Raw genomic sequence first — 23,981 nt, 5'->3', positions numbered from 1 at the left:
GCCGTACGACATGACGCACCAAGTGACAGCCGGGACGGACGCGGTCGTACGGAAGACCGCGCCGTCCCCGGCAGGACCCCCGAGGCGCGGCGGCGGACGCGGCGCGGGCAGGCAGGGCAGCCGCTGGACGCCCTGGCTCTATCTCGCGCCCGCGCTCGTCGTCCTCGCCGGACTGCTCGTCTACCCGATCTACCAGCTCGGCCTGATCTCCTTCCTCGAATACACCCAGGCACAGGTCAGCGGTGGCGCGCCCACCACCTTCAAGGGCTTCGGCAACTACCGGGAACTGTTCGCGGACAGCCAGTTCTGGCAGGTCCTGCTCGCGACCGTCGTCTTCGCCGCCGCCTGTGTCGTCTCCACCCTCGCCGTCGGCTGCGCGCTCGCCGTACTGCTGACCCGGATCCGGGCGCTGCCCAGGCTCGCCCTGATGCTGGCCGCGCTCGGGGCCTGGGCCACACCCGCCATCACCGGCTCCACCGTCTGGGTCTTCCTCTTCGACCCCGACCACGGCCCGGTCAACCGGCTGCTCGGCCTCGGCGACTTCTCCTGGACGTACGAGCGCTACAGCGCCTTCGCGCTCGTCCTCTTCGAGGTCGTGTGGTGCTCGTTCCCGTTCGTCATGGTGACCGTGTACGCGGGCATCAAGGCGATCCCCTCCGAGGTGCTGGAGGCGGCCTCGCTGGACGGCGCGTCCCAGTGGCGGATCTGGCGCTCCATCATCGCGCCGATGCTCCGGCCCATTCTGATCGTCGTGACCATCCAGTCGATCATCTGGGACTTCAAGGTCTTCACCCAGATTTACGTGATGACGTCCGGGGGCGGAATCGCGGGACAGAACCTCGTCCTCAACGTGTACGCGTACCAGAAGGCGTTCGCGTCCTCGCAGTACAGCCTGGGGTCCGCGATCGGCATCGTCATGCTGCTGATTCTGCTGGCCGTCACGCTCGTCTATCTGCGCCTTATGCGACGCCAGGGAGAAGAACTGTGAGCAGCCGTGTGAGCCAGTTGCGCATCCGCCGCCCCTGGCGGCTCGCCGCCGAGGCATCCGCGCTCGTCATCGCGGCCGTCGTGGCGTTCCCGCTGTACTGGATGGTGCTCTCCGCCTTCAAACCGGCGGGCGAGATCCAGTCGACCGAGGCACGTCCCTGGACACTGAACCCATCGCTCGACTCATTCCGCCGTGTGTTCGAACAGCAGGAATTCGGACGCTATTTCCTCAACAGTCTGTTCGTCGCGAGCGCGGTCGTCCTGGCCTCCGCGCTGATCGCCTTCCTGGCGGCCACGGCGGTGACGCGGTTCAAGTTCAAGTTCCGCACCACTCTGCTCATCATGTTCCTCGTGGCGCAGATGGTGCCGATCGAGGCACTGACGATCCCGCTGTTCTTCCTGATGCGGGACATGGGCCAGCTCAATACGCTCTGGTCGCTGATCCTGCCGCACATCGCATTCTCCCTGCCGTTCGCGATCTGGATGCTGCGCGGCTTTGTGAAGGCGGTTCCGGAGGCCCTGGAGGAGGCCGCGTACATCGACGGCGCGAGCCGCACCCGCTTTCTGTGGCAGATCCTCTTCCCGCTGGTCTTCCCCGGGCTCGTGGCGACGAGTGTCTTCTCCTTCATCTCGACCTGGAACGACTTCCTGTTCGCGAAGTCGTTCATCATCAGCGACACCTCCCAGTCGACCCTGCCGATGGCCCTTCTCGTCTTCTTCAAGCCCGACGAGAACGACTGGGGCGGAATCATGGCCGGCTCCACGGTGATGACCGTGCCCGTGCTGATCTTCTTCGTACTCGTGCAGCGGCGCCTGGTCTCCGGACTCGGTGGCGCCGTGAAGGACTGAACGCCCGAGAACCGGTCTGAAGAACCGGTCTGAAGAACCGGTCTGGAGAACCGGTCTGGAGAACCGGTCTGGAGAACCGGCGAACGAACGAAGAACGAACCAACGGACCGACGAACCAAGGGATCAAGGGACAAGGACCCCGAACGCCATGACCGCAGAGACGTCTTCCGCACAGAGCACTTCCGCAGAGACCGCTTCCGCAGGGCTCGTTCCGGCACCGAACTCCGCCGGGCCCGCCGGCGGCGACGGCTTCGTCCTGGACGCCGCCACCACCCTGTACGCGGGCCCGGGCACCGGCACCACCGAACGCTGGCTCCGCTCCACCGTCGGCGCGGCCACCGGCCTTCCCTTCCCGCCGGGGGACCGGGCCGCGCCCGGCGGGATCACCCTCCTGGTCGACGACACCCTCGAACCGGAGGGCTACCGGCTGCGGACCGGCTCCGGTACGGGCGTCGAGATCCGCGGCGGCAGCGCCGTGGGCGTCTTCTGGGGCGCGCAGACCCTGCGCCAGCTGCTGGGCTCGGGCGCCTTCCGCGCGGCCCCCGCGGGCGGGGAGGGCCCCCGGACGCTGCCCGCTGTCACGATCGAGGACGCGCCCCGCTTCTCCTGGCGCGGCACCATGCTGGACGTCGCCCGCCACTTCACCCAGAAGACCGACGTCCTGCGTTTCCTCGACCTTCTCGCGGCCCACAAGCTGAACGTCTTCCACTTCCATCTCGTGGACGACCAGGGCTGGCGCATCGAGATCAAGCGCCACCCGCGGCTCACCGAAGTCGGCGCCTGGCGCGCACGCAGCAAATGGGGCCACCGGGGTTCCGATCTGTGGGACGAGAAGCCGCACGGTGGCTACTACACCCAGGACGACATCCGCGAAATCGTCGCCTACGCGGCCGAGCGGCATATCACCGTCGTTCCCGAGATCGGTGTACCGGGTCACTCGCAGGCCGCGATCGCCGCCTATCCGGAACTGGGCAACACCGATGTCATCGACACCGATGCCCTTTCCCCCTGGGACGACTGGGGTGTCAGCCCGAACGTCCTCGCCCCCACCGACGCCACCCTGCGCTTCTACGAAGAAGTGCTGGAGGAAGTCCTGGAACTGTTCCCGGCCGAGACGTCGCCGTACATCCATCTGGGCGGCGACGAGTGCCCCAAGGACCAGTGGAAGCGGTCCCCGGTCGCCCAGGCCCGGATCGCGGAACTCGGACTCGACGGCGAGGACGGGCTCCAGTCCTGGATGATCCGCCACTTCGACACCTGGCTCACCGCGCGCGGCCGGCGGCTGATCGGCTGGGACGAGATCCTGGAGGGCGGACTCGCGCCGGGCGCCACCGTCTCGTCCTGGCGCGGTTACGGCGGAGGCGTCACCGCCGCCGAGGCCGGTCACGACGTCGTCATGTGCCCCGAACAGCATGTGTATCTGGACCACCGTCAGCACGGCGGCCCCGACGAGCCGATGCCGATCGGGTACGTACGCACGCTGGAGGACGTCTACCGGTTCGAGCCCGTACCGCCCACGCTCTCGCCCGAGGCGGCCGCCCACGTCATCGGCACCCAGGCCAATGTGTGGACCGAGGTGATGCAGGACCGCTCCCGCGTCGACTACCAGGTCTTCCCCCGGCTGGCCGCCTTCGCCGAGGTCGCCTGGTCGGCGCTGCCCGCGCCCGCCGAGCGCGACTTCGCCGGCTTCGAGGCGCGGATGGCCGGCCACTACCGCCGCCTTGACGCCCTCGGTGTGGCCTACCGGCCGCCCGGCGGCCCGCTGCCGTGGCAGAAGCGCCCGGGTGTGAAGGGCTTCCCCCGGGAGGGCGCGCCCCCGAACGTGTGAGTCCGGCGCAAGCCCGGTGCCCGCCGTCCCGGACTCTGGGACCGTGGAAACCGCCATGAGGAACATCCCGTACAAGCACCGTCGAAGAGTGGCAATCCGCCTGTGCTGCCGATGGCACACCAAACCGGGGCATCGCCATAGCAAGGGCACATCCGTGATGGATGTGCCCTTCGTGGACCCTCTCGTCGGTCGGCTCGGAAGATGTGCCAGAGTTGCCACGTCCGGGCTGTGAGCACGTACGGTACGGCCAGCACAGGCGGGACGCCGGACACCGGGAAGGGGCAGCTGGGGTGACCACGCACGCACCGCAGACATCGCAGTCGGTGACGCTGCCGGCTTCGCTCGACGAAGCCGTGGCGGCGCTGGGCGCCATGCCCGCCGCCGTGCCGGTCGCCGGGGGTACCGACCTCATGGCCGCCGTCAACAAGGGCCAGCTCAGGCCCGCCGGACTCGTCGGTCTGGGCCGTATCAACGAGATCCGCGGCTGGCGCTACCAGGACGGGCACGCCCTCCTCGGCGCCGGACTCACCCACGCCCGGATGGGGCGGCCCGACTTCGCGGCCCTCATCCCCGCGCTGGCCGCGTCCGCGCGCGCGGCCGGACCGCCCCAGATCCGCAACGCGGGCACCCTCGGCGGCAATATCGCCACCGCGGCGCCGACGGGCGACACCCTGCCCGTCCTGGCCGCCCTGGAGGCGGACCTGATCATCGCGGGCCCCGGCGGCGCCCGGCGCGAGATCCCGGTCTCGCACCTGCTGGCGGGACGCGAGATGCTCGCACCGGCCGAACTCATCGGCTACGTACGGGTGCCCCTGCTGCACGCCCCGCAGGTCTTCGTGAAGGCGACCGGGCGGACCGGCCCGGGCCGCGCCACCGCGTCCGTCGCGGTCGTCCTGGACCCGCAGCGGCGCGGGGTGCGCTGCGCGGTCGGCGCCATCGCGCCGATGCCGCTGCGCCCGCTGGAGGCCGAGCGCTGGATCGCCTCGCTGATCGACTGGGACGGCGAGCGCGGGCTCGCGGGAGAGGCGCTGGCGGCCTTCGGCGAGTACGTCGCCGCCGCGTGCATCCCCGACCCGGACCCGGCCCCGCAGGGCGAGGAGCAGCAGGTGCTGCCGCCCGCCGTACTGCATCTGCGGCGCACCGTCGCCGCGCTGGCCCGGCGTGCACTGGGGAGGGCACTGTCGTGAGCAACGAGGAGAACCCGCACGGGCACCCGGCCGACCAGCAGGGGCACCCGCAGCAGCAGGAATTCCCGCCCGACCCGCAGGAGTTCCCGCAGGACCCGCACGCCCCGCACGGCTTCGTGCCCGGGCAGCAGCACGGGTTCCCGCCCGGACACGGCGGCTGGCAGCCGACGCCCCAGGGGGAGTACGACGCCGAGGCCACGGCCTTCGTGGAGCTGCCCGCCGAGGAGGCACGGCACGCCGCGCCGCTGGAGGCGCCCGGTCACGGCTATGTCCCGCCGATGATCCTGCCGCTGACGCCCGCGGCCGAGCCCCGGATCACGGGCGGCGGCTGGTCCGGGCACCCCGGCCCCCCGGGGCACCCCGACCCCGCCGGGCATCCTGCGCCGGGCGCCGCCGACCACGACCCGCACGCCACGGGCCAGTGGGTGTTCGCGGAGGCCGAACAGCAGCAGCCGCCACCGCCCCCGATGGACGTCACCGGACAGTGGACGATCCCGGTCGCGCGGGGGGACCTGCCGGAGGAGACGGGGGAGTTCACCGCCTCCATGCTCCAGAGCCAGTGGAACTCCGCGCCCGCGACCCTGCCGGGCGGAGCGACCGCGCCCTGGGCCACCGAGCCCCCGGCGACCCTGCCCGGGGGCGCGCCCGCGCCCTGGGTACAGGAGGCGCCGCCCGGGGCACAGCAGCCGGAGGCCGGGACCGGGGCCCAGGAGCAGGCCGCGGACGCTCCGGCGGAGCACACCGAGCCGGTACGGCCGTCCGCGTACGCGGACCAGCCGGACCACACGGAGCAGACCGGGCATGCGGACCGTGCGGAGCGGACGGACCACGGAGACCGGACAGAACGCGCAGAGCACACAGAACACACAGAACACACAGAACATACGGAAGAGTCCGGGTACACCGGTCACACCGGTCACACGGGGCCGCCGGAGGCCGCCGGGCCGCATCCGGAGCACGCCGAGCACGCCGGGCACACCGGCCTTCCGGAGTACGCCGTCCATCCGGGCCACCCCGAGCAGGGGGAGCACCCCGGGCAGGCCGAGTACGCCGGGCACGGGGAACTTCCCAGTCATGCCGGGCAGCCGGGGGCGCTCCCGGAGGCCGCGGCCGGGGAGCAGCCGGACGCCGTGGTGGTGCCCTCCGACCCGGCCGACCCCACTGACCCCGCTGAGCCCGCTGTGCCCGTCGCCGGGGAGGCGGCCGTAGCCGCGGTACCCACCCCGGCGGGGGAGCCGGAGGCCGTCGCGCCCGCCGGTGAACAGGCGCCCGCGCCGGAGCCCGTACCGGTGTCCGAGCCCGACGGCGAGGCCGCGTCCGCCTCCGCGCCCGAGTCCGTCGGCGAACAGGCCCCGGCCCGGGTCCCGGACGCGGACGGGGTGCCCGCGCCTCACGCCGTACCGGAGGAACCCGCGGCCCCGGCCCTGACCGACGCCCCGGCCGGGACGCCCGCACCCGCCGGGACCGAGTCCGCATCCGCCGGGACCGAATCCGCGTCCGAGGCCGGGGAAGACGCCCCCGGGGCCCCCGCCCCGGCCGACGGCACCGAGCCCCACGCCGCAGATGTCACGGACGGCAGCGACGGCACCGGCAGCACCGACGCTCAGGCCGTGACCGACGCCCCGGCCGGTGAGACGGCCGACGCCCACCCCGAGGAGCCCGACCCCACGCCCGTCCCGGTCATCGAGGAGCACCCGCCCACCTCGTACGTCCTGCGTGTCAACGGCACCGACCGGCCCGTCACCGACGCCTGGATCGGCGAGTCCCTGCTGTACGTCCTGCGTGAGCGCCTCGGCCTCGCCGGGGCCAAGGACGGCTGCTCCCAGGGCGAGTGCGGGGCGTGCAACGTCCAGGTCGACGGCCGGCTCGTCGCCTCCTGTCTGGTGCCCGCCGCCACGGCCGCCGGCTCCGAGGTGCGTACGGTCGAGGGGCTCGCCGCCGACGGCGAACCCTCCGACGTCCAGCGGGCCCTGGCGGCCTGCGGAGCCGTCCAGTGCGGCTTCTGCATCCCCGGCATGGCGATGACCGTCCACGATCTGCTGGAGGGCAACCACAGCCCCACCGAGCTGGAGACCCGCCAGGCCCTGTGCGGCAATCTCTGCCGCTGCTCCGGCTATCGCGGCGTGCTGGACGCCGTACGGGACGTGGTCGCCGAGCGCGAGGCGAGCGCCGCGGCGGCAGCCGACTCCGGCGAGTCCGGCCGCCAGGAAGCCCGGATCCCCCACCAGGCGCCCCCCGGCGCAGGTAGTGTGCAGCCCCACCCGCATGACGGAGGCATGGCGTGAGCAACGACGCGGCCACCACCGCGACGCCCCGGACGTCCGACGCCCCCGGGCCCGAGCAGCCCGCGCACGGCCTCGGAACCTCCCTCCCCCCCGCCGATGCGCGGGCCAAGACCGAGGGCACGTTCCCCTACGCCTCCGACCTGTGGGCCGAGGGACTGCTGTGGGCCGCCATTCTGCGCTCCCCGCACCCCCACGCCCGGATCGTCTCCGTCGACACCTCCGGCGCGCGGGAGATGTCCGGCGTACGGGCGGTCGTCACCCACGAGGACATTCCCGGTGACCGGGCCTACGGCCGCCGGATCGCCGACCGTCCCGTCTTCGCCTCCGACCTCGTCCGCCACCACGGCGAGGCCATCGCCGCCGTCGCCGCGGACCACCCCGACACCGCCCGTCTCGCCGCCGCGGCCATCACCGTCGAGTACGAGGTGCTCGAACCGGTCACCGACCCCGAGAAGACGTTCGAGGCCGAACCCCTCCACCCCGACGGCAATGTGATCCGCCATATCCCGCTGCGCTACGGCGACCCCGACGCCATGGGCGAGGTCGTCGTCGAGGGCCTCTACCGCATCGGACGCCAGGACCCGGCTCCCATCGGCGCGGAGGCCGGACTCGCCGTACCGCGCCCGGACGGCGGGGTGGAGCTGTACGTCGCCTCCACCGACCCGCACACCGACCGCGATCTGGCCGCCGCCTGCTTCGGGCTGGAGCCCGACCGGGTCAAGGTCGTCGTCACGGGCGTGCCCGGCGCGACCGGCGACCGCGAGGACCCGGGGTTCCAGCTGCCGCTGGGGCTGCTGGCGCTGCGCACGGGCTGCCCGGTCAAACTGACCGCCACCCGTGAGGAATCCTTCCTCGGCCACGCCCACCGCCATCCCACCCTGCTGCGCTACCGCCACCACGCCGACGCCGAGGGCCGGCTGGTCAAGGTGGAGGCCCAGCTGCTGCTCGACGCGGGCGCGTACGCGGACGCCTCCTCCGAGTCCCTGGCCGCCGCCGTCGCCTTCGCCTGCGGGCCGTACGTGGTCCCGCACGCGTTCATCGAGGGCTGGGCCGTGCGGACGAACAACCCGCCGTCCGGCCATGTGCGGGGCGAGGGCGCGATGCAGGTGTGCGCCGCGTACGAGGCCCAGATGGACAAGCTCGCCGTCAAGCTCGGCCTCGACCCCACCGACATCCGGCTGCGCAATGTGCTGGCGACCGGGGATCTCCTGCCCACCGGCCAGACGGTCACCTGCCCGGCGCCCGTCGCCGAACTCCTGGAGGCCGTACGGGACTTCCCGCTGCCGCCGCTGCCCAAGGACTCGCCCGAGGACGACTGGCTGCTGCCCGGCGGCCCGGAGGGCGCGGGGGAGCCGGGCGCGGTCCGCCGCGGGGTCGGCTACGCCCTGGGTATGGTCCATATGCTCGGCGCGGAGGGCGCCGACGAGGTCTCCACCGCCACGGTCAAGGTGCACGACGGCGTCGCCACGGTCATCTGCGCCGCCGTGGAGACCGGTTCCGGCTTCTCCACCCTCGCCCGCCAGATCGTCCAGGAGACCCTCGGTATCGACGAGGTCCAGGTCGCCTCCGTCGACACCGACCAGCCCCCGGCCGGTCCGGCCGCCCACGGCCGCCACACCTGGGTCTCGGGCGGCGCGGTCGAACGGGCCGCGAAGATGGTCCGTACGCAGCTGCTCCAGCCCCTGGCGCACCAGTTCGGGATGTCGACGGAGCTGCTCCAGATCGCCGACGGCAAGATCACCTCGTACGACGGTGTGCTGTCCGTGACGGTCACGGAGGCGCTGGACGGCAAGGAACTGTGGGCCACCGCCCAGTGCCGCCCGCACCCGACCGAGCCGCTGGACGAGTCGGGGCAGGGCGACGCCTTCGTGGGCATGGCGTTCTGCGCCGTACGCGCGGTGGTGGACGTGGACATCGAGCTGGGCTCGGTCCGGGTGGTCGAGATGGCGGTCGCGCAGGACGTGGGCCGGGTGCTGAACCCGGCCCAGCTCGCGACGCGGATCGAGGCGGGGGTCACGCTCGGTGTCGGCACGGCCCTCACGGAGAACCTGCGCACGGCCCGGGGGGTCATCCGCCGCCCCGATCTGACTGGTTACGCGCTGCCGACCGCGCTCGACGCCCCGGACATCCGGATCGTGAAGCTCGTCGAGGAACGGGACGTCGTCGCCCCCTTCGGCGCGAAGGCCGCGAGCGCGGTCCCGGTCGTCACCTCCCCGGCGGCGGTCGCGGCCGCGGTCCGCGCGGCGACGGGCCGCCCGATCAACCGCCTCCCGATCCGCCCGCAGGCCGCGGTGGCGCCTTCGAACACCTGAGGCCCGGGGCGGCCGGCCCGGGGCGGGACATGGGTGCCGTCGGGTCGGTTCGGGGCGTCGGGCGTACGGCAGGGCTCCCGGGGTGCGTGCGGCGGGGCTCCGGGGGCGGCCCCGCCGGAGGGCCGCCCGCAATCCGGTTGAGCGCCCGTCGCTTCCTCCGTAACGTCCTGCCATGACCGACCCCCTGCCCGACCCCCTGCGCTCCGCCGTCGTCCTCGTCACCGGTGTCATGGCCGCCGGAAAGTCCACGGTCGCCCAGCGCCTCGCCGAACGCCTCCCCCGGGCCGCGCACATCCGCGGGGACGCCTTCCGCCGGATGATGGTCTCCGGCCGCGCGGAGATGACCTCCGACGCGGGGGAGGACTCCCTGGAGCAACTCCGGCTGCGCTACCGCCTGTCCGCCACGGCCGCGGGCATCTACGCGGAGGCCGGCTGGACGGCGGTGGTCCAGGACGTCGTCATCGGCCCCGAACTGCCCGCGTATCTCTCCCTGGTCCGCACCCGTCCCCTGTACGCGGTCGTCCTCGCCCCGAGCCCTGAGGCCGTCGCCTCCCGTGAGGCCGCCCGCCCGAAGACCGGCTACGGCGAGGGCTGGACGGTCGCCCGGCTGGACGCGGTGCTGCGCGAGGAGACCCCGGAGGTCGGTCTGTGGCTGGACACCAGCGAGATGACCCCCGACGAGACGGTGGACGCGATCCTCGCGGATCTGGACACCGCGCGTATCCCGGAGGGAGGGCCCCGGGGCGGCTGACGGGCGTGACCGGCCACGCGCGAGGCTCCGGTTGCTTTCGGCGACACCGCGCGAGGGAAACCCCCGGGCTCTCGCCCCTGAACGGCACACCGATGGAACAGGCCGAGGAGTGATGATCGTGTGGGTGTCCGTGATCGCGGTGGTGGGGACCCTGCTGGGTTCGACCACCGCTTTTCTGCTGCAACAGCGAGCCTTACGTACGGACCGGGCCGAGACTCGGAAGTACGAGAAGTGGCGGGACCAGCTGGCGGCGGTCACCGCTCTCACGGTGGCGCTGGCCGACTACCGCCGGGCGATGTGGGCCCGTGAGGACCTGCGCCTGTCCGACGCACCCGGCGGCCACGAGGAGGCCCGTGCCGAGACCCATACCGCCCGGTCGGCGCTGACCGCACCCCTGACGACTCTCGCCGTTCTCGCCCCCGCACTCGCCCCGACGGCCACCCGGGCGGCCCAGGCCGCCTACGCGCTGCGGAACGCACCCGACCACCAGACCCTCACAACCCTGCGCACCGCGGCGATGAACGCGGCGGACGACCTCGTCCACGAAGCCGCCGTCCTGCTGTCCTGACCCGACCCATGGACGGTGCGCGCCCGGAGCCGTAACTCCGGGGTGCCGTTGTGGGCCGTTCGCATTCTGCCGGGACGCCACGGCGAGTTCACCCTCGGTGTCCCGGGCGAGCCGTCATGGGCCTCATGGGTTGGTCGACCACGGCCATGGCAGCCCGCCGTCGGCACATGGTGGATGCCGTGCGAACGGACATCGCGAGGCGGGTCGACGGGCTTGCCCGGAAGTGGGCGGAGACCGGACCAGCGCTTTTCGGCCGGTGTCTGTCGCCGAGGGATCGGGTTCCACGTGAGTAGCGAAGATGCCCGCTCCAGTATCCGCCCGACCGGTGCCGGGAATCCGGTGAACAGGTCTTTCAGGGCGTCGCAGTCGGGCGGCACAGTGGACTGTCCACCGGACTGGAAGACGCTCGGTGGGCTGCGCTGCGGGGCGCGGCCTTCGGGATGCGTGGCCAGGTGAGTGGATGCTTCATGGATACAAGTGCCTCGGATACGGCACTGTCGCGGATTCCGCGTAAAGCAGCCCGCCGCATGGAGGTAGCCATGGCGTGGCAACTCGGAAAGGGTGTATTGCTTCGGGGGGCATCGATCCGCATCGCATGGCAGTTCAACTACGAGGACGTAGGTCCTCAGTTCGCGATTGCGAAACCGAGCTACGCCCCTTCTGGTGCGGAACACGACAAGTTCAACCGGATGTCGGTGGACGGTCACGGAATGCTCGTCAGAAACGGATCCGACGGAGTCCCCGCCGGGGTCAGGTACGAGGTGGTCGTCACCAACGACGGGTGGCAGAACGCATCGTTTCTGCTGAAGGGTGGTGCATTGCAGTGAGCGCAAGTGCCAACGTCAGGTGTTTTGTCGTGGCCGACTCGCAAGGCAACATCCAGGCAGCTTTGTCGGCAGAGTTCTCGGAGGCGAAGGGCGACGCCCCGAAGGAGTGGTGGATCGAACCTTCCGAAGGGCAAGTCGTGCACGAGGTTGATGTTCCGCGCGAGTTGCTTGCGCGGCTCGGCGGTCCGGAACTGGACCAGTACGAGATCTACTCCGGAGACGGCGCAGACTCGCTGCGGAGGCGCGCTTCGGCCGCATGAACGACCGGGGCATCGCGTGAAGGACGGGGGCATCACGCCGTGCGGGCGTTGGATCGCGCTGTCGGGCCCGGTGTGATCGTCGGCGTCCGGCGGCTGAATCCTCGCGGTGTCGAGACGGAGACCGAGACGGGCGAACGGGAGGGCGGCACCCCTCGGGGGTGCCGCCCTCCCGTCCTCCTGGTCGGACCGGTGGAGGCCGTGACCGGAATCGAACCGGCGTACCTCGCTTTGCAGACGAGTCCCTCAGCCACTCGGGCACACGGCCGTGCGTTTTCTCACTTTTCCGAACTGGTTCGACCGTAGGCAATCGAGGCCCGGGAGCCAAGGGATCGGCGGGTGCCGCAACACGACTGCCACACGGCGTTCATGGTCGTACGACCAAGGGACCAGTCCCTTCCCCGTCCAGCGACAGGGTTCAAGTGGATCGACGCCCCTTACCCTTGGTCCATGACCGCCCTCGAACCCCGGGACGCCGACGTCGGCGTCGCCCCACCCGCAGACGGCCCCGCCCCGACCGGCGGGGCCGGCTCTTCCCGTCGTCCCGGAGGCGCTGGCGGGGAGAGGGAAGGGATCCTCGGGCGGACCCACCGGGCGCTCAGTGTCGGGATCATCGCCGTCGTCCTGCTGATCGCCTTCGAGGCCACCGCCGTCGGGACCGCGATGCCCGTCGCGGCGCGGGAGCTGAACGGCATCGGCGTGTACGCCTTCGCCTTCTCCTCGTACTTCACCACCAGCCTGTTCGCGATGGTCCTCTCGGGGCAGTGGGCCGACCGGGACGGGCCGCTGAGGCCGCTGGCGACCGGGATCACCGCGTTCGGGGCCGGACTGCTGCTGTCCGGCACCGCGGACACCATGTGGATGTTCATCCTCGGCCGCGCGGTGCAGGGCCTCGGCGGCGGGCTGGTGATCGTCGCGCTGTACGTGGTCATCGGGCGTGCCTACGAGGAACGGCTGCGGCCCTCCATCCTCGCCGCGTTCTCCGCGAGCTGGATCATCCCCTCGGTCGTCGGGCCGCTGGCGTCCGGGACCGTGACCGAGCACCTGGGCTGGCGGTGGGTGTTCGTCGGGATCCCCGTACTCGTCGTCTTCCCGCTGGCGCTCGCGCTGCCCGCGATCCGGCGGATGGCGTCCGGGCCCGCGGACCCCGACGCCCCGAGGGCGCCGTTCGACGCGCGGCGGATCCGGCTGGCGCTCGGCATCTCTCTGGGTGCCGGGCTGCTCCAGTACGCGGCCCAGGACCTGGCGTGGCTCTCCCTCATCCCGCTGGCGGCGGGCGGCGCGCTGCTGGTCCCCGCGGTGCTCGGGCTGCTGCCCCGGGGCACCTACCGGGCCGCCCGGGGGCTGCCGTCCGTGGTGCTGCTGCGGGGAGTGGCGGCCGGCTCCTTCATCGCCGCGGAGTCCTTCGTACCGCTGATGCTGGTCACCCAGCGCGGGCTGTCCCCGACGGCTGCCGGGCTCTCCCTGGCGGTCGGCGGCGCCACCTGGGCGCTGGGCTCGTTCCTCCAGTCCCGGCCGCGCCTGGAACCCCACCGGGAGCGGCTCACCGTCGCGGGCATGATCCTGGTCACCCTGTCGATCCTGGCCGCGCCGACCGTACTGATCGACGCGGTGCCCGCCTGGATCGTGGCCGTCGCCTGGGGCATCGGCTGCCTCGGCATGGGCATGGTGATCGCGTCCACGAGCTTCCTGCTGCTGAAGCTCTCCGCGCCGGAGGAGGCGGGGGCGAACTCCGCGTCCCTCCAGATCTCCGACGGCCTGTCCAACGTCATCCTCCTGGCGGCGGGCGGGGCCGCCTTCGCCGCACTCGGCGGCGGCTCGGTCGCGGGCCACGCGACCGCCTCGGCGACGGGCTCCCACCCGGCGGCCTTCGCGGCGGTGTTCCTGCCGATGGCGGCGGTGGCGCTGGTGGGGGCCTGGGTGGCGACGAGGGTACGCGTTCCTGAAGCGCGGTGACACCGGCTGGTACCGCGCGGTACCGTTGACGCATGGCTGGTCTGAATGTCAGGTTCACCGAAGAAGAGCTCCAGGCCCTGCGGGAACGTGCCGAGGCGGAGGGCCGCAGTATGCAGTCCTTCGCGCACGACGCCGTCATCCAAGCCATCAGCGAACATGCGCGGCTGTTCAACGAAGCAGCCGACCATGTGCTGAACGTGAGCGAGGAGCTCAACCGGAGGCTCGCCTGATGCAGTACCTGACGCTGCCCGAACTGCTGAACCTCGCGGAGCGGCTCGGTACTCCCGACGTCCGGGACTACGGCCTTCTCGACTCGGCACTCGCGCGGCCTCAGTCGAGTGTCTTCGGTCAGGACGCGTACCCCGACGTCTGGCACAAGGCCGCGGCGTTGATGGAGTCTGTCGCCCGCAATCACGCGCTCGTCGATGGGAACAAGCGCCTCGCCTGGTACGCGACCTGGGTCTTCCTTCATATGAACGGCCATCCGCTGGACGCGACATTTGACGTGGACATGGCCGAAGAGTTCGTTCTGGAGGTCTGCCAGGGCCGGCGCGATGTGGCCGGGATCGCGGCACGGCTCCCCCTGTTCGCGCGGTGACACCGAGAGACGAGGGGTCCGTGTGAGGTCCCTCCCACATCCGGTTGCCGCGGCCATGTCCGGACCGGTCCCGTGCGGTCACACCGGTAGGGTGGCCCGGTTGTCATACCCGTGACCCGTCACCATGGCGACCACTCAGCCCCGCCCGGACGACCGCCGAACCGGAGACCGTGACTACTACCGCCTCCCACTCCCACCACCTGTCACCCGCCTTCCCCGGCCGCGCCCCCTGGGGCACGGCCGGCAAGCTGCGCGCCTGGCAGCAGGCGGCCATGGAGAGATACCTCCAGGAGCAGCCGCGCGACTTCCTCGCCGTCGCCACCCCCGGCGCGGGCAAGACCACCTTCGCGCTCACCCTCGCGTCCTGGCTGCTGCACCACCACGTCGTACAGCAGGTGACCGTCGTCGCGCCGACCGAGCATCTGAAGAAGCAGTGGGCAGAGGCGGCGGCGCGGATAGGGATCAGGCTGGACCCCGACTACAGCGCGGGACCGCTCGGCAAGGAGTACCACGGGGTCGCGGTGACCTACGCCGGTGTCGGCGTACGGCCCATGCTGCACCGCAATCGCTGCGAGCAGCGCAAGACGCTCGTCATCCTCGACGAGATCCACCACGCCGGTGACTCCAAGTCCTGGGGTGAGGCGTGCCTCGAAGCCTTCGACCCGGCCACCCGGCGGCTCGCGCTGACCGGTACGCCCTTCCGCTCGGACACCAACCCGATCCCCTTCGTCGCGTACGAGGAGGGCGACGACGGCATCCGCAGATCCGCCGCCGACTACACCTACGGTTACGGCAACGCCCTCGGCGACGGCGTGGTGCGGCCCGTCATCTTCCTCTCCTACAGCGGCAATATGCGCTGGCGCACCAAGGCGGGCGACGAGGTCGCGGCCCGCCTCGGCGAGCCCATGACCAAGGACGCGATCTCGCAGGCATGGCGCACCGCCCTCGACCCGCGCGGCGAGTGGATGCCCAATGTGCTGCGCGCCGCCGACCAGCGGCTGAGCGAGGTCCGCAAGTCGATCCCCGACGCGGGCGGCCTCGTCATCGCCACCGACCAGGACTCGGCCCGCGCGTACGCCAAGCTGCTCCGCGAGATCACCGGGACCTCCGCCACCGTCGTCCTCTCCGACGACTCGGGCGCCTCCAAGCGGATCGACGACTTCAGCGAGGGCCAGGACCGGTGGATGGTCGCCGTCCGGATGGTGTCGGAAGGCGTCGACGTACCGCGCCTCGCCGTCGGGGTGTACGCCACCACCATCTCCACGCCCCTGTTCTTCGCCCAGGCCGTCGGCCGTTTCGTACGGTCCCGGCGGCGCGGCGAGACGGCCTCCGTCTTCCTGCCGACCATCCCCATGCTCCTCGGCTTCGCCAATGAGATGGAGGTCGAGCGCGACCACGTCCTCGACCGGCCGAAGAAGGACGGCGAGGAGGACCCGTACGCCGAGTCCGAGAAGGAGATGGACGAGGCCAACCGGCTGGAGAACGAAGAGGACGCAGCCACCGGCGACATGCTGCCCTTCGAGGCGCTGGAGTCCGACGCCGTCTTCGACCGGGTGATGTACAACGGCGCCGAGTTCGGTATGCAGGCGCACCCCGGCAGCGAGGAGGAGCAGGACTATCTGGGCATCCCCGGACTCCTCGAACCCGACCAGGTCCAGCTGCTGCTCCAGAAGCGCCAGGCCCGGCAGATCGCGCACAGCCGCAAGAAGCCCGACGCCGAGGCCGATCTGCTGGAACTGCCCGCCGAGCGGCGCCCGGTCGTCTCCCACAAGGAGCTGCTGGAACTGCGCAAGCAGCTCAACACGATGGTCGGCGCGTACGTCCACCAGAGCGGAAAGCCCCACGGCGTCATCCACACCGAACTGCGCCGGGTCTGCGGCGGGCCGCCCAGCGCCGAGGCCACGGCCGGACAGATCCGGGAGCGGATCAAGAAGGTGCAGGAATGGGCGACCCGGATGCGCTGACTTCGCCGCCGCGCCGCCGGGTGTGTGCGACCCTGTCCTGACCCGGGCTCCAGAAGCGCCCTTCGGACATGCCGTGCGTACGCGGGTCATGCGATTATCCCTCGCGCGCGGGACACAGCCGCCGACTCTTGTATCACCTCGTGCAGTTAATGGGTGAATCAGGAGGAAACGGTCCGATATCACTGCGGTACGCCCGGATTCTGGACGAGGTCTTCCGCTCAGCGGACCTGATCGCTACTGTCCGGACAACCAAACGCCCCGGGGCAGCACAGCCGCGGAGCGCAGCCGGTCCCTTTTGGCCTGCCGGCGGCCCCTGGACGCTCGCCGGCGGAACCTGTTGTCACGGCACCGGGAGCGTCCGCCGTCACACACTCCGAAGGAGAGGGCGTCGTGACCGCGGAGACCTCCCAGACCCTCGACCGGGGACTGCGTGTCCTCAAGCTGCTCGCCGACACGGACCACGGGCTGACCGTCACCGAACTGTCCGGCAAACTCGGTGTCAACCGGACCGTCGTCTACCGGCTGCTCGCCACGCTGGAGCAGCACGCCCTCGTCCGCCGTGACCTCGGCGGCCGGGCCCGCGTCGGACTCGGCGTACTGCGGCTTGGCCGCCAGGTGCACCCCCTGGTCCGGGAGGCCGCGATGCCCGCGCTGCGGTCCCTCGCGGAGGACATAGGCGCGACCGCGCACCTCACCCTCGTCGACGGCGCGGAGGCGCTTGCCGTCGCCGTCGTCGAACCGACCTGGACCGACTACCACGTGGCCTACCGCGCGGGCTTCCGCCACCCCCTCGACCGGGGCGCCGCCGGCAAAGCGATACTGGCGGCCCGTCAGAGCCAGGCGACCGACCCCGGATACACCCTCACCCACGGTGAGCTGGAGGCGGGCGCCAGCGGCGCCGCCGCACCGCTCGTCGGAGTGACCGGCATAGAGGGCAGCGTGGGCGTCGTCATGCTCGCGGACTCGGTCCCGGAACGGGTGGGACCCCGGGTGGTGGACGCGGCCCGCGAGGTTGCTGACGCGCTGCGGTAGTTTTTTTGGCGCTCGGTTCGACCCCCCCTTTTTTGAGCGCTCGGTTCGCCTCCGAGGCGCTTTAGCGTGCACCGACGGTCGATCGTGCCTGCTTCTTTTGGCGCTCGGTTCGCCTCCGAGGCGCTCTAGCGTGTCCCGACGGTCGATCGTGCTCGACCACTCGTTCCTCGCGGCCTCCGCGCGTTCTCCCTTTCGGTACCCGCGCGCCTCTTCGGCTCACTCGCGGAAAGCTCGGTGACCCGCCCCCGCGGGTGCGGCCACCCGCCTCCGTGCGTTCTTCCTTTCGGTGCTCGGGTGCCTCTTTGGTTCACTCGCGGAAAGCCCGGTGACCCAACCCCGCGGGTGTGGCACCCGCCCCCGCGCGATCTTGCTCAGTGCCTCTTCGGTCTACTTGCGGAAGGCTCGGGCGCCGCACTTGTGGGGGCGGGAGCGGCCTTCGCGCTCTTGCTCTTGGGGTTCGGGTGTCTCTTCGGTTCACTCGCGGGAGGCTCGGGGGTCGCGTTAGCGGGTGCGGGAGTGGCCTTCGTACGTTCTTCCCTCTTCCCTATGGGCCGTGGCCTCGGCAGGCGGGTGGAGCGACAGGCGGTGGGCGGCTGGGCGCCTCGGAAGCGAGCCGGGAGCCGGAAGAGCAGGTTGTATCAGGGGATGGGGCGGCGTTCGTTCCCCGTGAGGAAGCCGGTCAGGACGTTGTCCGTGATGCGGGCGATGTCGTTGTCGTAGCCGTTGTGCGAGAGGCTGCCCGCCCAGGAGCACGAGCCGACGCTGAAGACGGCGCCGCCGCCCGGGTGTTCCAGGTGGACCACGTCGGAGCGGACCCGGTCGCTGGTGCTGCCCGTGACCTCGGCGACGGTGACGTCGAGGTCTTCGACGGCGAGGAGATAGGAGTCGGGGTGCAGGCCCTGGGAGGTCATGAGGACGACGCCGTGGGCGGGGGAGCCCGCGCGGGGGTCGTAGCGGTCGATCTCATAGCCCGCGGCTCCGCCCAGGCTCAGCCCGTAGTCGCCGATGACGTCCGCGTCCGAGACGCCGTCGAAGATCCAGGCGTGGGCCGGGTCCTTCGCGGCGGGGGTCCGCCGGTAGCCGGGGGCCCGGTCGCGGCCGTCGGACTGGGCGGTGAAGCCGACGCCGGTCAGCCGGTGCGGCGGGCGGTCGCGGTAGCGCCAGAGCCCGCCGGGCTCGCCGGTGGTCTGGTGGCGGGTCTCCCCGGGCCGGGAGTTCCAGGCGCGGGTGCCGTTGATCCCGCGCCGGACCTCGGCGAGGTGCGGACGGTCGGGGTCGATGCTGGTCACCCAGTAGAAACCGTTGCCGCCCAGGTACATCAGCCGGCCGCCGCCGTCCAGATAGGACTCCAGGGCGACGAGCATCTCCCGGGTGCAGTACTCGGGATGGGTGCCGGTGACGATCACCGGGTAGCGGGCGAGCAGTTCGGCGCCCTGCTCATGGAGATCGTGGTCGGTGAACGCGTCCCACGGCTCGCCCCGGTGGTCGAGGAAGTCCGCGATGTACAGGTCCGCGCCGAAGCGCTCCGGGGCGCCGGTGTTCCACCAGACGAAGTCCGGGCGCAGATTGGGGATCGGGCGGAGCATCGAGACCAGTGAGCAGCCGGAGCCGTCGGTGTGCTTGTCGTAGACCGAGAGCCCGGCTTCCGGGTGCGCGGCGAGCCAGCGGTCGGCGGGGGCCGGCTCGATGCTCGCGCCGGCGGGCACCATACCGCCGTCACCCGCGGCGACCAGGCGTTCATTGGCGTACGCCAGATAGGTCAGGGTCGGCAGGAGGAAGCCGATGCGCGCGGTGGCCGTGCCCCGGGGCGGGGTGACCGTGAACGGCACATGGTCCACGAGCCCTTCGCCGTCGGACACCCGGAACGCGTAGACCCCGCTCGCCAGGCCGTCCGGGACGGTGAGTTCGGCGGTGGGGGTGAAGCCCGCGTCCTCGACGTCGTCCTCGTGGAAGTGCACGGCCGCGTACTGGGCGGGCGCGGAGCGGAAGTCGGTGGTGTCGTCCTGCCAGTGCCGGCCGGTCACCGCCAGCGTGGGGCCGTTGACGAGCCGCAGCTCGCGGACGTCGTGGACGCGGGTGCCGATCCTCAGCTCCTCGGCCTTGCCGGTGAAGTGCTCGTGCCCGGCGCCGGTCGCCGCCACCGTGACGGGCCCGCCGGGGGCAGCCGCCGCGCACGGGGTGGACCGGATGTCGTCGCCCGCCTCCAGCCGCAGGAACCCGGGGCCGAGGGTGACACCGAGCCTGGTCCAGTGCTCGGCGGCCAGCGGGCCGCCGGAGGTCAGCAGGGTCTCGCCGATACGTACGGCGGGCGTCCCGTCTCCGTCGAGGAACAGCTCCAGATCGCCCCGGGCGAGCACCACCTGGCGGCTGCCCCGCGCCGGGCGGGCCGTCCACAGCCACACCGAGAGCCGGTCGGCGGGGCCGGGGTCGTCGAGTACGCCGTACGAGCCCGCCCGGATCCGCTGGAGGCCGCCGGGACGGACCCCGTCGACGGGGGAGGGGACCGGTTCGGCGCGGGGACCGGGACCGTTCGGGCTGGGGTCGCCGTGGCGCAGCCGTACCAGGGAGATGTCCACCGACGCGGCCGTCGCGGAGACCATCAGCCGGACCCGGTCGCCGGGTGCGGCCGACCAGCGGTCGGTGTAGCCGATCAGTTCACTGCCGTCGTCGCCGATCAGCCGGTCAGATGACATCGCGTATCCTCGTTCCCGGAATAAAGGACCCGTTTGGGGTCCTTATGCAAACATCGGGCGTCCAGCGGGTCAAGGGGGAGAAGGCGGCGTGGCATCATGACCACCGTGACTGGGAAGTCGGGCGACGACGAGCGTCCGCTCTTTGATGTGATCGAGCAGCAGCGGGCCCATGAGTATGTGGCCGAGCAGATCCGCAGACACATCGGTCTCGGCATCCTCGCGCCCGGCGAGGCCCTTCCGCCCGAGCGTGAGCTGGTGCGGCTGTTCGGGGTCGGCCGGGCGACGATCCAGCTGGCCATCGGCGCGCTGGAGGCCGAGCGTCTGATCGAGACCCGGCGCGGCCGGGCCGGCGGCTCCTTCGTCCTGGCGCCCGCGGATCGTCCCGGGACCCTCGACTTCCGGGTGCTCGAAGTGGCGCAGTCGGCCGATGTGATACGGGAGGCGATCGACTACCGGCTGGTGGTCGAGCCGGCGGCGGCGAAGGCGGCCGCCCTGGCGCGTACGGAGGAGCAACTCGCCGGGATCGGGGCGGCGGCCGACCGGATGAGCGCGGCGGCCACGGACGCGGAGTTCATGCGTGAGGACACCGCGTTCCATCTGGCGATCGCGCGGGCGAGCGGCAATCGGTTCGTGGTGGAGGCGATCGAGCGGACCCGGCTGCGCCTCAACTCGGTGCTCGCGCTGCTGCCCGAGAGTCCGGCGTGGCACGACGTCTCGATCGATGAGCACGACGGCATTCTCGCGGCCCTCGGGGGCGGGGACGCGGACGCCGCCGAGGCTCTGATGCGGGAGCATGTCGACCGGACCGCCCGCAGTATGCGCACGCTGCTCACCTCCCTCGCCAAGAAGCCCTCGCTGGGCAATCCGCGCAATCTGTAGTCCCTTTCGTCCCCCGGTAACACGTTCGCCCCCTCGGGGTCCGGCCGTTGACAGGGGGTGACACGCGCCTTATAAAGGACCCACTTGTGGTCCAATAAGCCAATGGGGGCTCTTCATGAGTGACCGTTCCTTCATCCGGGCCGACCGGACCAGCGTCTTCGTCCGCGAACTCGACCGGGCGTATCCGCTCATCGAGCGCGGCGACGGCGTCTGGCTCCACGACACGGCGGGCAACGCCTATCTCGACGCCGTCAGCGGCGGGGCGATGGTGACCAGCCTCGGCCACGGCGACGTTCCCGGGATCATCGACGCGGCGGCCGCGCAGGCGCGGCGGCTCTCGTTCGTCTACAACGTCCATGTCACCAGCCCCGCCCAGGAGGAGCTGGCCGCGGAACTGGTGAAGCTCGCGCCCGAGGGCTTCACCCGGGTGCACTTCACCTCCGGCGGTACGGAGGCCAACGAGCTGGGCCTGCGGATGGCGCGCTCGTACCACGTCGAACGCGGTGAGCCGTCCCGCCATCTGATCATCTCTCCGGCGCAGTCCTACCACGGCGCCAGCATCGCGACCTTCGGCCTCACGGGCCGCGCGGGCCTCCAGAGCCCGTACCAGCCCTATATCCAGCAGCAGCCGCACATCGCGCCCTCGACCTGGCGCACCGACCCCACCGGCGAGGCAGCGCTCGCCGAACTGGACCGGGTGATCGCCGAAGCGGGGCCGGAGAACGTGGCCGCGTTCCTGCTGGAGCCCGTCAGCGCCGCCTCCCTGCCCGGCTACAGCCCGCCGGAGGCGTTCTGGCGCGGTCTGGAGCAGCGCCGCCGCGAGCACGGTTTCCTCATCTGGTTCGACGAGGTCGTCACCGGGCTCGGCCGCACCGGAACCTGGTTCGCCGCCGATCAGATGCCGGTCGTCCCGGACATCATCACCACCGCCAAGGGCCTCGGCGCCGGCTTCATCCCCATCGGCGGCATGCTGGTGCGGGACCACGTCTACCAGGCCGTGGCCGCCGGATCCCGCGCCTTCGAGCCCGGCCACACCTGGGACGGCGCCCCCGTGTCCTGCGCCGTCGGCCTCGCCGTCATCGACCGGCTGCGCAGCGAGAAGCTGGTGGAGTCGGTCCGCGAGCGCGGTCCCGGACTGCGGCAGGCCCTGGAAGACGCGCTCGCGGGCTGCGACATGGTCCGCGAGGTCCGGGGGCGCGGCTTTCTGCTCGGCGTCAGTTACGTCGATCCGGACGACGGCGAGTCCTTCCTCGACCCGGCGCTCGGGGTCGCGGGCCGTATCGACCAGGAGGCCAGGGACCGGCAGCTCGTCATCTACTCCACCCAGCCCACCGCCGACGGCTTCGCCGGTGACCAGACCCTGCTCGCGCCCGCGTTCGTCGCCACGGACGGCGAACTCGACGAGATCGTCGAGCGGGTGGCGGCCACCGTGCGCGCGGTGGAGGCGGCGGTGAAGAAGGAGATCGCGGGCCGCAGGTCATGACCGGGCCCCGTGCGCAGCAGTCCGGGCGGGAGGGCGTACCCCCGCGCCGGACCCCGGCCGAGGCGAGGGAAGCCGCCGGGGGGTTCGGTCCGGGGCGCCCGGCCGGTCCCGGTGGTCCGGGCGGTCTGTCCGGTGGTCCGGGCGGTCCCGGTGGTCCGGCCGGTCTGCCCGGTGGTCCCGGCGGCCTCGACGGGCTGCGGGAACTCGTGGCGGCGGGCGCCGTCGACACCGTCGAGGTCGCCGCCGTCGATATGCAGGGCCGCCTGCCCGGCAGACGGCTGCCCGCCCGGCACTTCCTGGACGAGGTGGCGGAAAGCGGACTGGAGTGCCAGGGCTATCTGCTGGCGACGGACGCCGGGATGAGCACCCCCGACGGTTACGCGATCGCCTCCTGGGAGACCGGTTACGGGAACATCGTCCTGCGCCCCGACCCGGCCACCCTCCGGTACGCGCCCTGGCGGGACCGCACCGCGATCGTGCTGTGCGACCTCGCCACCCGCGACGGCGCGCCCGTCTCCGTATCGCCCCGGCAGATCCTGCGGGCCCAGCTCGACCGGCTCGACGCCCTCGGGCTGAGCGCGCTGGTCGGCGCCGAGCTGGAGTTCCTGCTGTACGCCACCTCGTACCGTCAGGCCTGGGCGAACGGCTACCGCGCGCTCGAACCGGTCACCCACTTCGGCAATGACCTCAATCTGCTGGAGACCGGCTTTGGTGGAACGTTTCTTCAGGGGCTGATGCCCGAGCTGGACCGGGCCGGTGTGCCGCTGGAAGGGCTCGTCGGCGAGGCCAACGCGGGCCAGTACGAACTGGTGCTCCGCTACACCGATGCCCTGCGGGCCTGCGACAACCAGGCGGTCGGCAGATTCGCGGTCAAACAGCTCGCGGCCGACCACGGGCTCAGTGCCACCTTCATGCCCAAGCCCGGCCCGGGTGACGGCAACTCCTGCCACCTCCACTTCAGTCTGCGCACCCACGACGGGGAACCGGCGTTCGCGGGCGGCGGGCCGCACGGCTTCTCCCCGCTGATGGCGCGCTTCCTCGCCGGACAACTCACCCATCTGCGGGAGTTCACCCTCCTGTTCGCGCCGAACATCAACTCCTACAAGCGGTTCGCCGCCGCGAGCTACGCGCCGACCACGGTCGCCTGGGGCTTCGACAACCGCACCTGCGCGCTGCGGGTCCTCGGCGCCGGACCGTCACTGCGCTTCGAACACCGGGTCCCGGGCGGCGATGTCAACGCCCATCTCGCCGTCGCGGCGATCATCGCGGCCGGTCTCCAGGGCGTCGAGGACGGGCTGGAGCTGGAGGAGGCCCTGACGGGCAACGCGTACACCTCGGGACGACGGCCCCTGCCGCCGACCCTCGCCGAGGCGATCACGTCCTTCCGGGACAGTACGGCCGCGCGGAAGGCGTTCGGCCAGGACACCGTCGACCACTACGCACGTGCCGGAGAGGTGGAACTCGAAGCCTTCTCCGCCGCCGTCACCGACTGGGAACTGACCCGGGGCTTCGAACGCCTCTGACC

Annotated in this window: 19 protein-coding genes, 1 tRNA gene and 1 pseudogene; 19 read left to right on the top strand and 2 right to left on the bottom strand. The window is 71.7% G+C overall.

The window, feature by feature from the left end:
- The first annotated feature begins 10 nt into the window (after window positions 1-10).
- From ACIBCM_RS18130 to ACIBCM_RS18080, 11 genes and pseudogenes are all read left to right on the top strand, one after another.
- Window positions 11-988 (top strand): carbohydrate ABC transporter permease, encoded by a 978-nt coding sequence (locus ACIBCM_RS18130; protein WP_399244276.1) that lies wholly within the window; start codon window positions 11-13, stop codon window positions 986-988.
- Window positions 985-1,836, top strand: a complete 852-nt coding sequence (locus ACIBCM_RS18125; RefSeq protein WP_399244274.1) for a carbohydrate ABC transporter permease — start codon at window positions 985-987, stop codon at window positions 1,834-1,836. The genes ACIBCM_RS18130 and ACIBCM_RS18125 overlap by 4 nt, the downstream gene beginning before the upstream one ends.
- Before the next feature lie 148 nt (window positions 1,837-1,984).
- Window positions 1,985-3,664 carry a beta-N-acetylhexosaminidase gene (locus ACIBCM_RS18120; protein ID WP_399244271.1) on the top strand — a complete coding sequence of 560 codons (1,680 nt, stop codon included), beginning with the start codon at window positions 1,985-1,987 and terminating at the stop codon, window positions 3,662-3,664.
- A gap of 290 nt (window positions 3,665-3,954) precedes the next feature.
- Window positions 3,955-4,851 carry an FAD binding domain-containing protein gene (locus tag ACIBCM_RS18115; RefSeq protein WP_399244269.1) on the top strand — a complete coding sequence of 299 codons (897 nt, stop codon included), beginning with the start codon at window positions 3,955-3,957 and terminating at the stop codon, window positions 4,849-4,851.
- A complete protein-coding gene (locus ACIBCM_RS18110) occupies window positions 4,848-7,136 on the top strand; it encodes a 2Fe-2S iron-sulfur cluster-binding protein (RefSeq protein WP_399244267.1) in 2,289 nt (762 codons plus the stop codon). Before ACIBCM_RS18115 ends, ACIBCM_RS18110 begins: the two co-directional genes overlap by 4 nt.
- The gene (locus tag ACIBCM_RS18105) at window positions 7,133-9,448 is read left to right on the top strand and encodes a xanthine dehydrogenase family protein molybdopterin-binding subunit (protein WP_399244264.1); all 2,316 of its coding nucleotides are present in this window, start codon (window positions 7,133-7,135) and stop codon (window positions 9,446-9,448) included. Before ACIBCM_RS18110 ends, ACIBCM_RS18105 begins: the two co-directional genes overlap by 4 nt.
- Window positions 9,449-9,620: 172 nt before the next feature.
- Window positions 9,621-10,199, top strand: a complete 579-nt coding sequence (locus ACIBCM_RS18100; protein WP_399244262.1) for an AAA family ATPase — start codon at window positions 9,621-9,623, stop codon at window positions 10,197-10,199.
- 112 nt (window positions 10,200-10,311) lie between these two features.
- Entirely contained in the window at window positions 10,312-10,767 is a 456-nt protein-coding gene (locus tag ACIBCM_RS18095; RefSeq protein WP_399244260.1) for a protein kilB, read from the top strand.
- 107 nt (window positions 10,768-10,874) lie between these two features.
- Window positions 10,875-11,060: pseudogene (locus tag ACIBCM_RS18090) on the top strand (hypothetical protein); the annotation flags it as partial.
- Window positions 11,061-11,234: 174 nt separating this feature from the next.
- Entirely contained in the window at window positions 11,235-11,594 is a 360-nt protein-coding gene (locus tag ACIBCM_RS18085; protein ID WP_399244257.1) for a hypothetical protein, read from the top strand.
- A 29-nt stretch (window positions 11,595-11,623) separates the two neighbouring features.
- On the top strand, window positions 11,624-11,854 hold the full coding sequence (locus ACIBCM_RS18080) for a hypothetical protein (protein WP_399244255.1): 231 nt from the start codon (window positions 11,624-11,626) through the stop codon (window positions 11,852-11,854).
- Window positions 11,855-12,044: 190 nt separating this feature from the next.
- Here the strand turns inward: ACIBCM_RS18080 and ACIBCM_RS18075 are convergent.
- Window positions 12,045-12,119: transfer RNA gene (locus ACIBCM_RS18075), tRNA-Cys, on the bottom strand.
- Window positions 12,120-12,301: 182 nt separating this feature from the next.
- Between ACIBCM_RS18075 and ACIBCM_RS18070 the strand changes: the two genes are divergently transcribed.
- The 5 genes from ACIBCM_RS18070 (at window position 12,302) to ACIBCM_RS18050 (ending at window position 17,401) form a co-directional block, all read left to right on the top strand.
- On the top strand, window positions 12,302-13,807 hold the full coding sequence (locus tag ACIBCM_RS18070; RefSeq protein WP_399244253.1) for an MFS transporter: 1,506 nt from the start codon (window positions 12,302-12,304) through the stop codon (window positions 13,805-13,807).
- A gap of 32 nt (window positions 13,808-13,839) precedes the next feature.
- Window positions 13,840-14,037, top strand: coding sequence for an Arc family DNA-binding protein (locus ACIBCM_RS18065; protein ID WP_399244251.1), 198 nt, complete (start codon window positions 13,840-13,842; stop codon window positions 14,035-14,037).
- On the top strand, window positions 14,037-14,405 hold the full coding sequence (locus ACIBCM_RS18060; RefSeq protein WP_399244249.1) for a type II toxin-antitoxin system death-on-curing family toxin: 369 nt from the start codon (window positions 14,037-14,039) through the stop codon (window positions 14,403-14,405). The genes ACIBCM_RS18065 and ACIBCM_RS18060 overlap by 1 nt, the downstream gene beginning before the upstream one ends.
- Before the next feature lie 170 nt (window positions 14,406-14,575).
- A complete protein-coding gene (locus tag ACIBCM_RS18055; protein ID WP_399244246.1) occupies window positions 14,576-16,369 on the top strand; it encodes a DEAD/DEAH box helicase in 1,794 nt (597 codons plus the stop codon).
- A gap of 390 nt (window positions 16,370-16,759) precedes the next feature.
- Complete coding sequence (locus ACIBCM_RS18050) at window positions 16,760-17,401, top strand: IclR family transcriptional regulator (RefSeq protein ID WP_399244244.1); 642 nt, start codon at window positions 16,760-16,762, stop codon at window positions 17,399-17,401.
- 638 nt (window positions 17,402-18,039) lie between these two features.
- Here the strand turns inward: ACIBCM_RS18050 and ACIBCM_RS18045 are convergent.
- Window positions 18,040-20,094: a N,N-dimethylformamidase beta subunit family domain-containing protein gene (locus ACIBCM_RS18045; protein ID WP_399244242.1), complete on the bottom strand. Its 2,055-nt coding sequence runs from the start codon at window positions 20,092-20,094 to the stop codon at window positions 18,040-18,042.
- A gap of 96 nt (window positions 20,095-20,190) precedes the next feature.
- On the opposite strand from ACIBCM_RS18045, the gene ACIBCM_RS18040 reads away from it, so the two are divergent.
- The 3 genes from ACIBCM_RS18040 (at window position 20,191) to ACIBCM_RS18030 (ending at window position 23,979) form a co-directional block, all read left to right on the top strand.
- Entirely contained in the window at window positions 20,191-20,973 is a 783-nt protein-coding gene (locus tag ACIBCM_RS18040; RefSeq protein ID WP_399244240.1) for a FadR/GntR family transcriptional regulator, read from the top strand.
- Window positions 20,974-21,088: 115 nt separating this feature from the next.
- On the top strand, window positions 21,089-22,456 hold the full coding sequence (locus tag ACIBCM_RS18035; RefSeq protein WP_399244238.1) for an aspartate aminotransferase family protein: 1,368 nt from the start codon (window positions 21,089-21,091) through the stop codon (window positions 22,454-22,456).
- Window positions 22,453-23,979, top strand: a complete 1,527-nt coding sequence (locus tag ACIBCM_RS18030; protein WP_399244236.1) for a glutamine synthetase family protein — start codon at window positions 22,453-22,455, stop codon at window positions 23,977-23,979. The genes ACIBCM_RS18035 and ACIBCM_RS18030 overlap by 4 nt, the downstream gene beginning before the upstream one ends.
- Window positions 23,980-23,981: the final 2 nt, after the last annotated feature.

Origin of the sequence: Streptomyces sp. NPDC051018, assembly GCF_044456085.1 — a bacterium.
In the GTDB taxonomy this organism is placed as follows: Bacteria; Actinomycetota; Actinomycetes; order Streptomycetales; family Streptomycetaceae; genus Streptomyces.
The sequence above is the reverse complement of the archived record's forward strand: the minus strand, read 5'-3'. Positions and strand labels throughout refer to the sequence as shown.

Excerpts from the sequence above, each read along its gene's own strand:
- ACIBCM_RS18130 (WP_399244276.1), top strand. The coding sequence starts at position 11 with ATGACGCACCAAGTGACAGCCGGGACGGACGCGGTCGTACGGAAGACC.
- ACIBCM_RS18120 (WP_399244271.1), top strand. The coding sequence starts at position 1,985 with ATGACCGCAGAGACGTCTTCCGCACAGAGCACTTCCGCAGAGACCGCT.
- ACIBCM_RS18100 (WP_399244262.1), top strand. The coding sequence starts at position 9,621 with ATGACCGACCCCCTGCCCGACCCCCTGCGCTCCGCCGTCGTCCTCGTC.
- ACIBCM_RS18095 (WP_399244260.1), top strand. The coding sequence starts at position 10,312 with ATGATCGTGTGGGTGTCCGTGATCGCGGTGGTGGGGACCCTGCTGGGT.
- ACIBCM_RS18085 (WP_399244257.1), top strand. The coding sequence starts at position 11,235 with ATGGATACAAGTGCCTCGGATACGGCACTGTCGCGGATTCCGCGTAAA.
- ACIBCM_RS18070 (WP_399244253.1), top strand. The coding sequence starts at position 12,302 with ATGACCGCCCTCGAACCCCGGGACGCCGACGTCGGCGTCGCCCCACCC.
- ACIBCM_RS18065 (WP_399244251.1), top strand. The coding sequence starts at position 13,840 with ATGGCTGGTCTGAATGTCAGGTTCACCGAAGAAGAGCTCCAGGCCCTG.
- ACIBCM_RS18060 (WP_399244249.1), top strand. The coding sequence starts at position 14,037 with ATGCAGTACCTGACGCTGCCCGAACTGCTGAACCTCGCGGAGCGGCTC.
- ACIBCM_RS18045 (WP_399244242.1), bottom strand. The coding sequence starts at position 20,094 with ATGTCATCTGACCGGCTGATCGGCGACGACGGCAGTGAACTGATCGGC.
- ACIBCM_RS18040 (WP_399244240.1), top strand. The coding sequence starts at position 20,191 with ATGACCACCGTGACTGGGAAGTCGGGCGACGACGAGCGTCCGCTCTTT.
- ACIBCM_RS18035 (WP_399244238.1), top strand. The coding sequence starts at position 21,089 with ATGAGTGACCGTTCCTTCATCCGGGCCGACCGGACCAGCGTCTTCGTC.
- ACIBCM_RS18030 (WP_399244236.1), top strand. The coding sequence starts at position 22,453 with ATGACCGGGCCCCGTGCGCAGCAGTCCGGGCGGGAGGGCGTACCCCCG.